This is a genomic window from Clostridium amazonense, from assembly GCF_056431285.1.
Genome location: NZ_JBWKMH010000007.1, coordinates 13722 through 28348 on the forward strand (window position 1 = coordinate 13722; position 14627 = coordinate 28348).

The 14627-nt window shown below is 25.4% G+C and carries 12 protein-coding genes and 1 pseudogene; 12 read left to right on the plus strand and 1 reads right to left on the minus strand.

The features are described from left to right. The first annotated feature begins 97 nt into the window (after positions 1-97). The 12 genes and pseudogenes from AC07E4_RS03815 (at position 98) to AC07E4_RS03870 (ending at position 14015) form a co-directional block, all read left to right on the plus strand. Positions 98-1693: pseudogene (locus AC07E4_RS03815) on the plus strand (IS1182 family transposase). A 416-nt stretch (positions 1694-2109) separates the two neighbouring features. Beyond that, a complete protein-coding gene (locus AC07E4_RS03820; protein ID WP_478215781.1) occupies positions 2110-3234 on the plus strand; it encodes an SEC-C metal-binding domain-containing protein in 1125 nt (374 codons plus the stop codon). Between the two features lie 357 nt (positions 3235-3591). Then, positions 3592-4353 (plus strand): DUF3794 domain-containing protein, encoded by a 762-nt coding sequence (locus AC07E4_RS03825; protein ID WP_478215782.1) that lies wholly within the window; start codon positions 3592-3594, stop codon positions 4351-4353. Positions 4354-4506: 153 nt separating this feature from the next. After that, positions 4507-5220: an EcsC family protein gene (locus AC07E4_RS03830; protein ID WP_478215783.1), complete on the plus strand. Its 714-nt coding sequence runs from the start codon at positions 4507-4509 to the stop codon at positions 5218-5220. Between the two features lie 87 nt (positions 5221-5307). Then, positions 5308-5895 (plus strand): rubrerythrin, encoded by a 588-nt coding sequence (gene rbr, locus AC07E4_RS03835; protein WP_478215784.1) that lies wholly within the window; start codon positions 5308-5310, stop codon positions 5893-5895. A gap of 556 nt (positions 5896-6451) precedes the next feature. Continuing rightward, positions 6452-6871, plus strand: a complete 420-nt coding sequence (locus tag AC07E4_RS03840) for an EcsC family protein (protein WP_478215785.1) — start codon at positions 6452-6454, stop codon at positions 6869-6871. Positions 6872-6962: 91 nt separating this feature from the next. Next, positions 6963-7418: a hypothetical protein gene (locus tag AC07E4_RS03845; protein WP_478215786.1), complete on the plus strand. Its 456-nt coding sequence runs from the start codon at positions 6963-6965 to the stop codon at positions 7416-7418. A 192-nt stretch (positions 7419-7610) separates the two neighbouring features. After that, positions 7611-9260 carry a ribonuclease J gene (locus tag AC07E4_RS03850; protein ID WP_478215787.1) on the plus strand — a complete coding sequence of 550 codons (1650 nt, stop codon included), beginning with the start codon at positions 7611-7613 and terminating at the stop codon, positions 9258-9260. 291 nt (positions 9261-9551) lie between these two features. Next, positions 9552-10241, plus strand: a complete 690-nt coding sequence (locus tag AC07E4_RS03855; RefSeq protein WP_478215788.1) for an NAD(P)H-hydrate epimerase — start codon at positions 9552-9554, stop codon at positions 10239-10241. A 96-nt stretch (positions 10242-10337) separates the two neighbouring features. Beyond that, entirely contained in the window at positions 10338-11528 is a 1191-nt protein-coding gene (locus tag AC07E4_RS03860; RefSeq protein WP_478215789.1) for a pentapeptide repeat-containing protein, read from the plus strand. Between the two features lie 151 nt (positions 11529-11679). Then, positions 11680-12441, plus strand: coding sequence for a MerR family transcriptional regulator (locus AC07E4_RS03865; RefSeq protein WP_478215790.1), 762 nt, complete (start codon positions 11680-11682; stop codon positions 12439-12441). Positions 12442-12560: 119 nt separating this feature from the next. After that, positions 12561-14015, plus strand: coding sequence for a UDP-N-acetylmuramoyl-L-alanyl-D-glutamate--2,6-diaminopimelate ligase (locus AC07E4_RS03870; RefSeq protein WP_478215791.1), 1455 nt, complete (start codon positions 12561-12563; stop codon positions 14013-14015). A 54-nt stretch (positions 14016-14069) separates the two neighbouring features. Here AC07E4_RS03870 and AC07E4_RS03875 read toward each other — a convergent pair whose 3' ends face one another. Next, positions 14070-14615 carry an NADH peroxidase gene (locus AC07E4_RS03875; protein ID WP_478215792.1) on the minus strand — a complete coding sequence of 182 codons (546 nt, stop codon included), beginning with the start codon at positions 14613-14615 and terminating at the stop codon, positions 14070-14072. Positions 14616-14627: the final 12 nt, after the last annotated feature.

Below are 14627 nucleotides of genomic sequence, written 5' to 3' on the forward strand. Positions count from 1 at the left end.
TATAAAGGGGCTGTATCAAAATTAAATAATTAGTCCTAAAAATAAAATGACCAAATTCAAAAAATGAATTTGGTCATTTTTGTGCATAATATTATTTATGAAACATATAAACAGTGAATTTAATAATATTATACATATCCATCAATTAGGATTGCCAATTTCTTTCGAAAATATAATACCTGATGATGATTCGGTAAGATTACTTTATGATGTTACGGAGGGATTAAACTATACTGAGCTTTATAAAACTTACTCTACCAGGGGTAGAAATCCAGTAATCTTACCTGAAACAATGTTTAGGATTATAGTCTATGGTTATATGGATGGCATTTACTCAAGTCGTAGCCTTGCAAAGGCCTGTCGGTAAGACATTAATTTTAAATGGCTACTTCAAGGACAACACCCACCAGGTCATAATTCAATAGCAAGGTTTAGAAGTAATAATTTTTAAAATTGTATTAATAATTTACTTAATCAATTTATAGCGAAGCTTTCAGAATTGGGCGAAATAAAATTTGGAAATATATTTATAGATGGTACTAAAATTGAGGCTAATGCTAATAGATATTCTTTTGTTTGGAAAAAATCTATAGATAAATTTGAGTATAAATTACAAGAAAAAACATCAAAATTATTAAATTTAATTAGAGATGAATTTAATATAAACTATGAAAATGAAAATGATAAGATATCTATTAGTGAAGCTAATGAAGTATTACAACAACTTAATTCTTTGAAAACTAAAGAAGATATTGAGTTTGTTTTCGGAAAATGCAAAAGAAAAAGTAAACTTCAAAAATTTACTGAAGAATTATTGCATTTTATAGATAAGCAAAGTGAATATGACAACTATAACTCCATATTTAATGAACGAAACAGCTTTTCTAAAACTGATCATGATGATACTTTTATGCATATGAAAGAAGATCATATGAAAAATGGTCAACTTAAACCAGCTTATAATATTCAAATTGGAGTTGAAGGTGAATGCATAGTAGGTGTTGATATATCTTCTGAAAGATCAGATCAACTTACATTTATACCATTTTTAGAAAAATTAGAGACAAGGTTAGGTGTTAGATATCAGTCAGTCATTGCAGATGCAGGTTATGAAAGTGAAGAAAATTATACACATCTAGAGAAAAATAATCAACAATCGTATATTAAACCAGCATCATATGAAAAATCTAAAACATTAAAATTTAAAAATGATATTAGTAAATTTGAAAATATGACTTATCTAGAGGACGAGGATTCGTACATCTGCGCAGCAGGTAAAAAGCTACTTTTTAAAGGTACTGCACATAAAAAAAGTAAGTCTGGATTTTTATCTGTTAAATACATATATCAATGTGAGGATTGTACTGACTGCGCCATTAAAGAAAAATGTACAAAATCAAAAGGAAATAAGCAGATTCATGTAGCTAAAGAATTCTTACGATTGAGAAAAAACTCTTTAAAAAATATAACTTCACCGACAGGTGTTGTTTTAAGAATGAATAGATCAATTCAAGTTGAAGGAGCCTTCGGCATTATAAAGCAGAATTATGGATTTAGAATGTTTTTAATGCGAAGCAATTCTAAAGTTTATACAGAATTTTTATTAATGGCTTTTAGATATAACATAAATAAATTGCACAATAAAATCCTTCAAAATCGTAAAGAAAAATTACTGCACAAAGTTGATAGTTGATATTAATTAAAAATAATACATTTTATGGGATAAATTTTTTTACCCCTTTTGTCATGTCTAAAATAACTCATTATGTAATTTATCATAGGTAAAATTTAATATATTGGATAAAATTTTATAGAAAAAGGGCTGTATAGAGTGAAGTTAAAAAACTTCATTCTGATACAGCCACTTTGTTTATAAAAGAAATATCTCAGTAATCGTATTATGAAGTTATTAACAATATAAATACTACTATGGGGATTTTAACTTTAAAACTTGCATAAAAATATGATAAAGTTATAATAAATAGTAAAGTGTAAAAATAGAACTAGATTATTATTTTATAAAGTAATAATAAATTTTAGTCTATTTAAGGTAGTTAGAACGTTAAAACTACTAAAGAAAATTAAAATATTTTGGGAGAGAGTTTACGAATGATTGATGATATTCAAAAGAATATAGTTGAATTAAATAAAAGTTTAGCTATTAAAAAAGAAATAAAATATAATTTAAAAGATTGTTTAAGTGATCTTACAAAAAATAATTTAAATGAATTAGCTGCAATATATCAAGTTGTTGGACGTCATAAAATGAAAAAAGATGATTTAGTTTCAACATTATTTGATTCAATGCAAAACGAAGATGTAATTTATAATGACTTAATTTCCATAGATGAAAATGGTATGGAATTACTTAAACAACTTCAAAAAGAGAAATGTATAGAATGTACTACATCTCCAGTATACAGTTATTTATTTTTATATAATGTAGGTGTTATATTTACATATGTTAAAGATGATAAAGTATTTATGGTTATGCCTAAGGAAACAAAAAAAGTTATAGCAAAAGTTGATTTTGAAAAATTAGCTTTAGAGCAAGAAAGATATAGAAGTATAGAAAAGTATCTTGTTGCTTTTTCTAACTTATATGGAATATTTGAACCAGAATTACTTATTGAAACATTTAACGAACAAAATAGTGAAAAGTTAGATGATAAGGAATTAGAAATTGCATTAAATAAGTTTATTGGTAAAACTGGGCTAGTTGATATAGTAGATGGTGAAATTGTTCATGAAGCTTTATTATCAGTAGAAGGTGATATAGAGCAATTAAAAGAGTTAAGAAGAGGAAAAGAGTATTATAAAGCTAATGAAGAAACTGTAAATAACTATGCTCATGATGGATATATAGATATAACTGATGAGCATATAAAGTTTAAAACATATTTAGAAAATATCTGCAATGATGATGATAAGGTAAGTAAGATATTTGAAGATATATGTATAACATTAAGTACTATAGATTTTGATGCTCATGATTTAGGTGGATATTTACAAAAAAATAATATAGAAATAAAGAATAGTAAACAATTTGAGGAAGTTTTAAAATTAGTTATAAATGTTAGCAACAATACAAGAAAGTGGGCTAATAAAGGATTTACAGCTAATGAAATTTCAAAAGAAGTATTAAATAATAATGCTATGAAAAAAGTAGTTGGAAGGAACGACCCATGTATATGTGGAAGTGGGAAAAAATACAAAAAATGTTGTGGCAAATAATAAATATAAATTGTTTTATTGGCATATGTAAAAAATAAATAATGTAAAAGAAAAATGTATAAAAATATAATTTTATACATTTTTTATTTTAAAATAAAAAAATATCCATAAACATAGAAATGCATTACAAAATGTTTATATATAAGCAAGTTTAATACATAAAAATAACTTTTTAATATAAATTTTTATAAAAAAGTATTAAATTATAGTTACATTAATTTATATATAACATAGTATGAAGTATAATATATTTTTATAAAAAATAATATTGAACCTTAATAAAAAATAATATTTAAATAAATAAAGTTTAATATAAATAAAATTTTAAAATTAAGGATTGTTAAAGGAAGAGATATTGTGAAATGTTATAATGAAAAGCATAGTAAAAAGTATAATAAAGAAGTAAGCTTTGCAAGTAGTATGTGCATAGATCAATGTAAACCTAGCATCAATGAAATAGTTGCTGGGAAATTAAAAATAGTAATAAATGAATGTAAAGTTATAAAAACTTGCAATGGAAACAGAATAATACTAAAAGGATGTAAAATAACAGAAATTAGATATAAACCTAAAGGTGAATGTAGAAAAATAGAAAAAGCAATTTTTAAACAACCATTTTTTGAATTTATACCAATAGATAAATGTAGTAGTATAGAAATATGTAATATAATAGTAACAGTGGAATATTGCAATATAGATAAGTGCACAAATAGATGTTTTCAACTGTTTTCATTGATTAATATTGAAGTAGAAATAAAAGAAAATAAGACTATTTGCTGTAATAATACAGATGAAGATTGCTTATGTGGTGAAGAATATGTTATGTGCTGTGATAATTTTTATTCTTGTGAAAAAAATTATGATAATAATCAGTATATGTATGATAGAGAAGAGTATTTGGAACAATCTAAATATGATATAGATGATAATCAAGAAAAGACTGAATATAATGAGTTTAATGAGAAAGAAAATAATTCACTAGAGTTAAAAAGAACTGAATTAAAACAATATGAAGAAGAAAATACTGAATTAAAATATGAAAAAAATAAAGAGAATATGGAACAAAGTGATGAAGAAATTAAATTAAAATTTAATGATAAAATAGATATGGTGAAATAAAAAATATAAACTAAAGAGATTTAGATTAATATAATCTGTAAATTTAGACATGAACTATATTATATAGGTAAACTACATAAAAAATGTAGTTTATCTTTTATAATATAAAACAGATTACTCATGTAAATATAAGATTTTAAAGGAGGAATGGTATTGGAATTTTATGATGAAGTTGCCAAAAGAGAGCTTGAGGAATGGAAAAAAATTATGAAAAAGCCTCCATCTATATTTGATAAAACATCTAAAAATATTCAAAACAAGTTTAATGGAATATTACCTGATAAATATCATGAGATTATGACTGGAGCTATAAAAAATATGGTTAAGGCTGTACTCTTTGGATATACATATATAACAAAAGAGCCTTATATAGGATTAAATTTAAAAGAAAGAGAAGATTTAATATATGAAAAAATTAAATTATATAAAAATACTGCAATTATAGAAGGAGCAGGAACTGGTGCTGGTGGAATAATGCTAGGAATTGCAGATTTTCCATTATTATTAAGTATAAAAATAAAAATGCTTTATGATATTGCAGCAATTTATGGATTTGATGTTAAAGATTATAAAGAAAGATTATATATATTGAATGTATTTCAATTAGCATTTTCAAGCCAAGAGCATATAAATAAAGTATTTCATAGAGTTGAATATTGGAATGAATATATAAATGGATTACCAAAGGATATAAACTCATTGGATTGGAGAGAATTTCAAGAGCAATATAGAGATTATATAGACTTAGCAAAACTTTTTCAGATACTTCCAGGTGTAGGAGCATTTGTAGGTGCTTATGTAAATAACAAACTTATAAATAAATTAAGTCAAACAGCTATAGAAGCGTATAGAATGAGGATTTTGTAAATTTCAATATATTTATGTATATCTATGTAGATTATGTTATAATTAAAGAAATATTAAAAAAATTGCTTTGAATGGGGTGGGTATAAAATGAAAAGTTTAAAAGAAAGTCAAACAGCTAAAAATTTAATGAAATCATTTGCTGGAGAATGTCAAGCAAGAACAAGATATACTTATTATTCAAGCATAGCTAAAAAAGAAGGCTATGTTCAAATATCAAATATATTTATGGAAACAGCAGAACAAGAAAAAGAACATGCAAAGAAATTTTATAAATTCTTAAAAGAAGATTTTATAGATGAGGATATAGAAATACAGGCATCATACCCAGTATCTTTTCATGAAGAAACAGCTAAAAATTTAAAAGCAGCAGCTAATGGAGAAAATGAAGAATGGACAAAATTATATCCTGAATTTGCAAAAGTTGCAAGAGAAGAGGGATTCGACAACATAGCAATAGCTTTTGAAAAAATATTAGAAGTAGAAAAAAGACATGAAATGAGATATAAAAAGTTATTGTCAAATATAGAAAATGGTACAATATTCAAGAAAGATGAAGTTGTTATGTGGAAATGCAATAATTGTGGTTATATTTATGAAGGTGAAGAAGCACCAAAAGCATGTCCAGCATGTGCACATCCACAAGGATATTTTGAAGTATTTATTGAAAATTATTAATGAGAATAAATTAGTATAAGATAAATTTTGATTTTTAACATATAAACTATATAAAAAAGTACTAAAAAAATTAGAAATGGGAATAGCTCATTTCTAATTTTTTTATTTAAAAATTTAATCTAATATATGAGGAATAATAAATAAAAGATTAAGATAATTAGAGATGAGTATTATAAAATTTAATAAATTTATTGTAGTAAAGGTAAAATTTATTTCTTTAGGTAGACTTGGAGAAATAGATAAAAATATGGACAGCTGTTGAAAGTGATAATGAAATCATTGTAATAGATTGTAGAGGTGCTTTTCTAGAAGAAGAGATGTGTGATTTAGATTCAGTAAATCCTTATGCTACATACATAAAAGATAAGATAGAAAAATAAATTGTGATATTGCTAGATAAATATCATGAGATTATGATTAAAGTTCAGAAAATACGGTTAAGGATGTAATTTTTGAATGTACATATATAACAAAAAAACCTTCTATAGGATTAAGTTTAAAGGAACGTGAAGAATTAATTAAAGACTAAGTTGTATAAGAATACTACAATTATAGAATGTGCTGGAATAGGGCTGGAGGTATAAGGTTAGGATTTACAGATTTCCCATTGCTATTAAGTATAAAGATAAAATTACTTTATGATATTGCTGTAATTTATGGATTTGATGTTAAAAATTATATGGAGAAAATATATATATTAAATATATTTCAGTTAGCTTTTTCCAGTCAGGAACATATAAATAAAGTATTCCATAGAGTACAATATTGGGACGCGTATGTAAATGGATTGTCAAGTGATATAAATTCACTTGATTGGAGAGAGTTTCAGGAGCCGTACAGAGATTATATAGATTTGGCAAAACTTTTGCAAATGGTTCCATGGATTGGAGCATTTGTAGGTGCATATTTAAACAATAAAATTGTAGATAGATTGAGTAAAACCGCTATTCAAGCATATAGGATGAGAGTTTTATAAATTATATTTAGAAAAGGTTACACTTACAGAAATAAATGCATATTATGTAAATAATAGAAACAAATCAGTACGTAAAGGAGGTAATCTTTATATGGAAAATAAGATTTATTGCAAGGAGATACCTTATGCAGCAAACTTATGTATTAAAGCATCTAAACCAAGTATTAAAAGTGTTAATAAATCAAATCTTAAGATAAGAATGCTAAGTTGTAAGATAATTAAAACTTGCCTAGGAAATAGATTACTTATAAAGGGATATAAGCTTACAGAAGTGCATTATAAACCTAATGACAGTAAAGAGCGAAATACATTTATAACATTCAAGCAACCATTTTTAGAAATAGTACCATTAAATAAAGATGGAGAGGTAAAAATTCGCAATGTTGTACCTAAAGTAGAATTATGTGAAATTGAAAAGGCAAATGAAAGATGTTTTCAAGTTTTTGCTTTAATTAGTATGCAAGTAGAAGTGGAGGAAGAAACTCAAAAGCAAGTTTTTGATAAAGATGAATGTGATAATGAAATCGACATAGAAGAAGAGGAATAGGAAATTACATTGTTTAAAAATTGAGATTGCAAGCCTAAAAAATTAGAAATAAGTATATCTTATTTCTAATTTTTTATTTTAAGAATTTAATCTATAACATTAGGAATAATAATAAATAAAAAAGTAAGGAACTGAAAATGTAATGCTTCATAAAAATAAATTTTAAAATCACAGTGAATAGGAGGAATTTATATGGTTAAGGTTATTCCTTTAGGCGGACTTGGAGAAATTGGGAAAAATATGACGGCTATTGAGAGTGATAAAGAGATAATTATAATAGATTGTGGAGCTGGATTTCCAGATGAAGAAATGTATGGAGTAGATTTAGTTATTCCTGATATAAGTTATTTAAAAGAGAAAAAAGATAAGATACGAGGAATATTTATAACGCATGGACATGAAGATCATATTGGAGCACTTCCATATATTCTAAAACAAATTAATATACCTATTTATGGAACAAAGTTAAGTATCGGGCTAATAGAAAATAAATTAAAAGAACACAATATATTTTCAGAATGCAAATTAAATGTTGTAAATTCAGGTGATAATATAAGTTTTAAAGAGTTAAGGGTTGAATTTATTAGAAATACTCATAGTATAGCTGATTCATGTTCATTAGCAATTCACACTCCAGAAGGAACAATAATACATACAGGAGATTTTAAAATTGATTATACACCTATTGATGGATTAGTTATGGACTTAGAAAGGATGTCAACATTAGGCAAAGAAGGAGTTCTTCTTTTAATGGCAGATAGTACTAATGTTGAAAGAAAAGGTCATACTATTTCAGAAAAAGCTATAGGGGATAAATTAAATAGAATTATTGAAAATGCTGATGGTAGAGTAATAGTAGCTACTTTTGCATCTAACATACATAGAATACAACAAATAGTAGATGCATCAATAAAGAATAATAGAAAAATTGCATTTAGTGGTAGAAGTATGGAAAATATATCAGATGTTGCTACAGAACTTGGCTATTTACATATTGAAGAATCATACAGAATAAGTATTGATGAAATAAAAAATTATAGAAATGAAAATATAACTATAATAACAACAGGAAGTCAAGGAGAACCAATGGCAGCACTTGCAAGAATAGCTTTTGGTACACATAGAAAAATAAGTATAGAACAAAAAGATTTATTTATAATTTCAGCATCACCAATACCAGGAAATGATAAGCTTATATCAAGAGTTATTGATGAATTATTTAGAAAAGGTGTAGATGTAATTTATAAAGATTTAGAAGAAATACACGTGTCAGGTCATGCATGTCAAGAAGAGTTAAAATTGATTCATGCACTTGTTAAACCTAAATATTTTGTTCCTGTACATGGTGAATACAGACATTTAAAACATCATAAAGATTTAGCAGTATCTTTAGGTATGAAAAAGGAAAATGTTTTTATTTTAGAAACAGGAAAGGTATTAAGTCTAGAAAATGGAGAAGCAAAAATAAGTGGAAGAGTGAAAACAGGAAAAATATTTGTTGATGGTTTAGGTGTTGGGGATGTAGGTAATATTGTTCTTAGAGATAGAAGGTTCTTAGCAGAAGATGGAATGCTTACTATAGTTGTTGCAATAGATAATGAAACATATAGTATAGTAGCAGGTCCAGATATTATAACAAGAGGATTTGTTTATGCAAAAGAAGCCGGTGATTTAATAAATGAAATGAAGGATATTGCAAGAGTTGAGCTTGATAAATGTTTAGAAAGTCAAATAGTAGAATGGTATGTTTTAAAAAATAATATGAAGGTAGCTTTAGAAAGATATATATATGAAAAAACCAAGAGAAGACCAACTATAATACCTATAATAATGGAAGTTTAAAATGATTTTAAAGAATGCTTTTTTATTAGATTTGCAAAGCAAATTGGTTGAAAATAATATAAAAACGTAGTTTTTAGATATTTCTATTTTAAATATTAGGAATGGAATGAGCAATATTAACCATAAATGTAAATTTTCAATTTTCAATTGTCAACTGGTTCCAAATATAAATATAGTAATATAGTTAGTATAATTTGATAAAGAGATTGCTTTGGATTTGGAACCCTATAATGTATTATAATTTTATATGTAAGAAAGTATAAAGAGTTTTGGTTATTTGGGGGGAGTATTATGATTAATGTTAATTCAGAAACTATGAGAAGTATAGATAAATATTGTGTAGAGGTTCTTGGGATAAGTGGAATGATTTTAATGGAAAATGCAGCTATTAAAATATTTACTGAAGTTAAAAATGAATTAGTTAAAAATAATGGACAATATATAAGTATTTTTTGTGGGGTTGGAAATAACGGAGGAGATGGTCTTGCAGTAGCAAGGCATTTGTACTTAAGTGGATATACAGTAAATATTTTTATTTTAGGAAAACTTGAAAAAGCAAGTAATGATTTTAAAGAGAACTTTAAAATCATAAATAACATAAATAAATTTGATGATATGAAGATAAATATAGAGATGGTTACAGAAGAAAATATTAATTTTATAAATGAGAAAATTAGAAATAGCGATATAATTTTAGACGGGATTTTTGGCACTGGATTAAAAAGAAAAGTTGAAGGAGTATACAAAGAAGTTATTTTAACTATAAATGAAAGTGGTAAACATATAATTTCTATAGATGTACCATCTGGACTTGATAGTGATAATGGAATTGAATTAGGGTCAGCTGTTAGAGCTAATAAAACCATAACTTTACAATTAAAGAAAAATGGATTTTTAAATGAACAATCAAGAAAGTATTGTGGGAAAATAAAAATAGTTGATATAGGAATACCTGATTTTGTTATAAATAAGTTTTTATAAAATATTTAAAATAATATTTATTACATATTTACTGTTCACTTTGAAAATACTAAATTAGACTTTCTAATAGTTAATTTTCTTAGTGGAGGATTAAATATGGGATATATTAATTTTAAAGAAGAAGTTTCAGTTGCAAAGACTGAATTAATTAATAGAATAAATAACAATGAAAATATATTAAATAAAATGAAGAAGAATAAATCATTAGCTAAAGGATTTAGTCCAGATAAGGATTATAGTTATAAAGAAACAGAAGATGTATTAATCGGGAAAAATACTACAGAAGATGAAGAAAGTTTTTTAATTATAAGAAATACAGATTTTGTATGTGCTAAGTTTATTCAATGTAAATTTGAAAATGTAAAATTTATAGAATGTAATTTTATAGGCTGCATTTTTGAAAAATGTAAGTTTGATAATGGTGGAGTAGTTTTTGATAAATGTAATTTTATTAAAGATGATAGCAATAAAACTCCATCATTAAACAAAGAAGATAATTTCAGTTGTTATTTTAAAGAATGTAAGATATATGCTAAGTTTTTAAATAGTAAAGTAAGTTATGCAATATTTGAACAATGTTTAATGAAGAATACTAATTTAGAACAAAGCAATTTTAGCAATGCAATTATTATTTATAGTGAATTAAAAATGGTTATAATAAAAGATTGTAATTTAACTGGAAGTAAATTTGTTAAAACATATATTAGTGACTTAGAGTTTAGAGATATAAATAAAACTAAGTTAGATGAAAAAACTTTTTTTGATAAAATAGAAGTTCGAAAAAAAACAAGAGATGAATATGAAGGATTATATACTGTTTATGAGACATTAGCCAATAAATTTAAAGAAAACACATTGAATAATAATTTTGGTGAATATTATTATTTATGCAAAACTATGCAAAGAAAAACGTTAAAATTAATACCTAGAATTGGTTCATACTTATATTTAGTTACATGTGGTTATGGTGAAAGACCTTGGTATGCATTAATAACATCATTAGTACTAATTTTTATATTTGCTGTTATTTATTTATTTAGTGGAATAGATTTAGAAGGAGATGCAATTCAGTATACAGTTAACACAATTTCAACTATATCATTTAAAGATTTTATTATGCATATGAATGAAACATTAAACTTAAGTACAGGAGCATTTGTAGGAGTTGGATACAATAATGCTAAACCAACAGAAATAAGTTACACTGTAGAAAATATAGAAATGATAGTTGGGGCAATAATGATGGGCATTGGTGTAGGAACGGTAACAAGAAAATTAGTAAGATAAATTAAAACATCTATATTTTTAGATGTTTTTTTATTTATAAATGAATTAAAATTTTGCAATAAAATATATTAAAAACTTTATGATTGAATGAAAAAAGTATTGACTCTAACGTTGCGTGATAAATTATTATTAGTTTATGGGAGGTGTTAAAGTGAATTATAAAATTAAGGAATTATCAATTTTAGCAGGTGTAAGTGTTAGAACACTTCAGTATTATGATGAAATAGGAATTTTAAAGCCAAAATCAGTTAATGAACATGGTTATAGACTTTATAGTGATAATGAATTAGAAAGATTGCAGCAAATTTTATTTTTTAAGGAGTTAGATTTTTCTTTAATAAGAATAAAAGAGATATTAGATAATCCTAATTACGATAAAGAACATGCAATGAAACTTCAAAAAGAATTGTTAATTGAAAAAAGAAAAAGGTTAGATAAAATAATAAACTTAATAAATAAGACAATAGAATGTAATAAAGGAGAAATAGAAATGAGTAAAAAAGAAATGTTTGAGGGATTTAGTATGAAAGATGTAGAAGCATGTAAGGATAAGTATTCTAAAGAGGCGGCAGAGAAGTATGGTAATACAAAAGCTTATGATGAATGCACAAAGAAAACAGAAAAATATAAAAAGGATGATTGGAATAAAATCAATGAAGATGCTAATGAAATATATAGGAATATTGCAAAATTAATGGATAGGAAGGCTGATGATAAAGAAGTACAACTGTTAGTTGAAAAGTGGAGAAATCATATTTCTAAAAATTTCTATGATTGCACTCCAGAAATATTTAGAGGTCTTGCTAAAATGTATGTACAAGATGAGAGATTTACTGAAAATATAGATAAATTTGGTGAAGGACTTGCTAAGTTTTTAAGCGAAGCAATGATTGTATATTGCAATAGACTTTAAAATTAATTATATAATAGCATTTTTTACAATGAAATTAGCATTTTAAACAATAAACATTGCAAAAAACAACTATATAATAAATATTATAACATTAAATTTGTATAGTTGGAGGATATGTTATGAAAATATATGAATTACTTGATAGTATAGATTGTGAAATACTTCAAGGGGATGTAAGTGGAGAAGTTAATAATATATGTTGGGATTCAAGAAAAGTTAAATTAGGTGACTTATTTATATGTGTAAAAAACAGAAATATTGATAGACATGATTTTATAATGGAAGCAATATCAAATGGAGCGAAGATAGTTGTTGTTGAAAAATTAGTAGAAAGTATCCCAAAGAGTATAACATTAATAAAAGTTAATGATTCTAGGAGAGTCATGGCTCAAATTGCAAATAAGTACTATGGAAAATTATCCGATAAAATTAAATTAATAGGGGTAACTGGTACAAATGGGAAAACATCTATAGCTTATTATGTTTATGAGATTCTTGAAAAAATGAAAATTAAAACTGGAATTATAGGAACTATAGAGAACAGTGTATGCGGTAAAAAATTAAATACAGAAAAATTAAATCTTACTACGCCAGATTGTATTGAACTTCAAAAAATGTTTAAAGAAATAATAAAGAATGATGCAACACATATAGTTATGGAAGTATCATCTTCAGCATTATCTCAGGATAGAGTATATGGGTGTAATTTTGAGATAGGTATATTCTCAAATTTTACTCAAGATCATTTAGAAGAGCATAAAACTATGGAAAATTATAAAAAAGCAAAAATGAAGTTGTTTAATATGTGTAAAACTGCAATTATAAATATTGATGATTCAGTTGGAAAAGAAATTGTAGATAGTAGATGTTGTGATATTATAACTTATGGAATACAAGGAAATGCAGATTTTAAAGCATCTGATATAATATATTTAAATAATGGAATGAAATTCAAACTTAAATATAAAAATTATGAAAAGGAAGTCTATTCTAAATTAAGTGGTAAATTTAATATTTATAATATACTTGCAACTATTGCAACTTGTTATAAATTAACAAGAAATTTAGATAAAATAATATTATATATTAGTGAAATAAAGGGAGCACCAGGTAGATTTCAAGTAGTAAATAATAAAAAAGGAGTTATGAGTATTGTAGATTATGCCCATAATCCTAATAGCTTAGAGAATATATTGAAATCAGCACGACAAATATGTAATAAAAGGGTTATAGTTGTATTTGGGTGCGGTGGAGATAGGGATAAAAGTAAAAGAGCTATAATGGGAAAAATAGCAGGAGAACTAGCTGACATGTGTATATTAACTTCAGACAATCCTAGAAATGAAGAACCTAATAAAATTATAGAGGAAATAGAAAGTGGATTAAAATATACAGAATGTTGTTATAAAAAAATAGTAGATAGAAAAGAAGCCATTTTATATGCAATAAAAGAAGCAAATCAAGATGATATTGTAATCATTGCTGGAAAAGGACATGAAAAATATCAAATATTTAAAGACAAAACAATATATTTTAATGATGTGGAAATTATAAAAAATTATGATGAGTTATAATATATAAATAAAAAAAATCAACTCTTAAAATAGAGTTGACTTTTTATTTATATATTATTTTCCAAAATATCTATTTAATAATCCATTGAATGCAGCACCATGTCTTGCTTCATCTTTACACATTTCATGAACTGTGTCATGAATAGCATCTAAGTTTAATTTTTTAGCAAGTGTAGCTAAATCTTTTTTACCTTGACATGCTCCATGCTCAGCATCAACTCTAGCTTGTAAGTTAGCTTTTGTATCAGCTACAACAACTTCACCTAAAATTTCAGCAAATTTAGCAGCGTGCTCAGCTTCTTCCCATGCTATTCTTTTATATGCTTCAGCAACTTCAGGGAATCCTTCTCTATCAGCTTGACGGCTCATAGCTAGATACATACCAACTTCAGTACATTCTCCTATAAAGTTAGCTCTTAATCCTTCGATAACTTCAGCATCTATATCTTTAGCAATACCAATTCTATGCTCATCAGCAAATGTCATAGTATCACATTTTTCTATAAATTTATCAGCTCCAACTTTGCAAACTGGGCAAACTTTTGGTGCCATTTCTCCTTCATGAATATAGCCACAAACTGTACATACAAATTTTTTCATAATTATATACCC

Excerpts from the sequence above, each read along its gene's own strand:
- AC07E4_RS03820 (WP_478215781.1), top strand. The coding sequence starts at position 2,110 with ATGATTGATGATATTCAAAAGAATATAGTTGAATTAAATAAAAGTTTA.
- rbr (WP_478215784.1), top strand. The coding sequence starts at position 5,308 with ATGAAAAGTTTAAAAGAAAGTCAAACAGCTAAAAATTTAATGAAATCA.
- AC07E4_RS03840 (WP_478215785.1), top strand. The coding sequence starts at position 6,452 with ATGTGCTGGAATAGGGCTGGAGGTATAAGGTTAGGATTTACAGATTTC.
- AC07E4_RS03845 (WP_478215786.1), top strand. The coding sequence starts at position 6,963 with ATGGAAAATAAGATTTATTGCAAGGAGATACCTTATGCAGCAAACTTA.
- AC07E4_RS03850 (WP_478215787.1), top strand. The coding sequence starts at position 7,611 with ATGGTTAAGGTTATTCCTTTAGGCGGACTTGGAGAAATTGGGAAAAAT.
- AC07E4_RS03855 (WP_478215788.1), top strand. The coding sequence starts at position 9,552 with ATGATTAATGTTAATTCAGAAACTATGAGAAGTATAGATAAATATTGT.
- AC07E4_RS03860 (WP_478215789.1), top strand. The coding sequence starts at position 10,338 with ATGGGATATATTAATTTTAAAGAAGAAGTTTCAGTTGCAAAGACTGAA.
- AC07E4_RS03870 (WP_478215791.1), top strand. The coding sequence starts at position 12,561 with ATGAAAATATATGAATTACTTGATAGTATAGATTGTGAAATACTTCAA.
- AC07E4_RS03875 (WP_478215792.1), bottom strand. The coding sequence starts at position 14,615 with ATGAAAAAATTTGTATGTACAGTTTGTGGCTATATTCATGAAGGAGAA.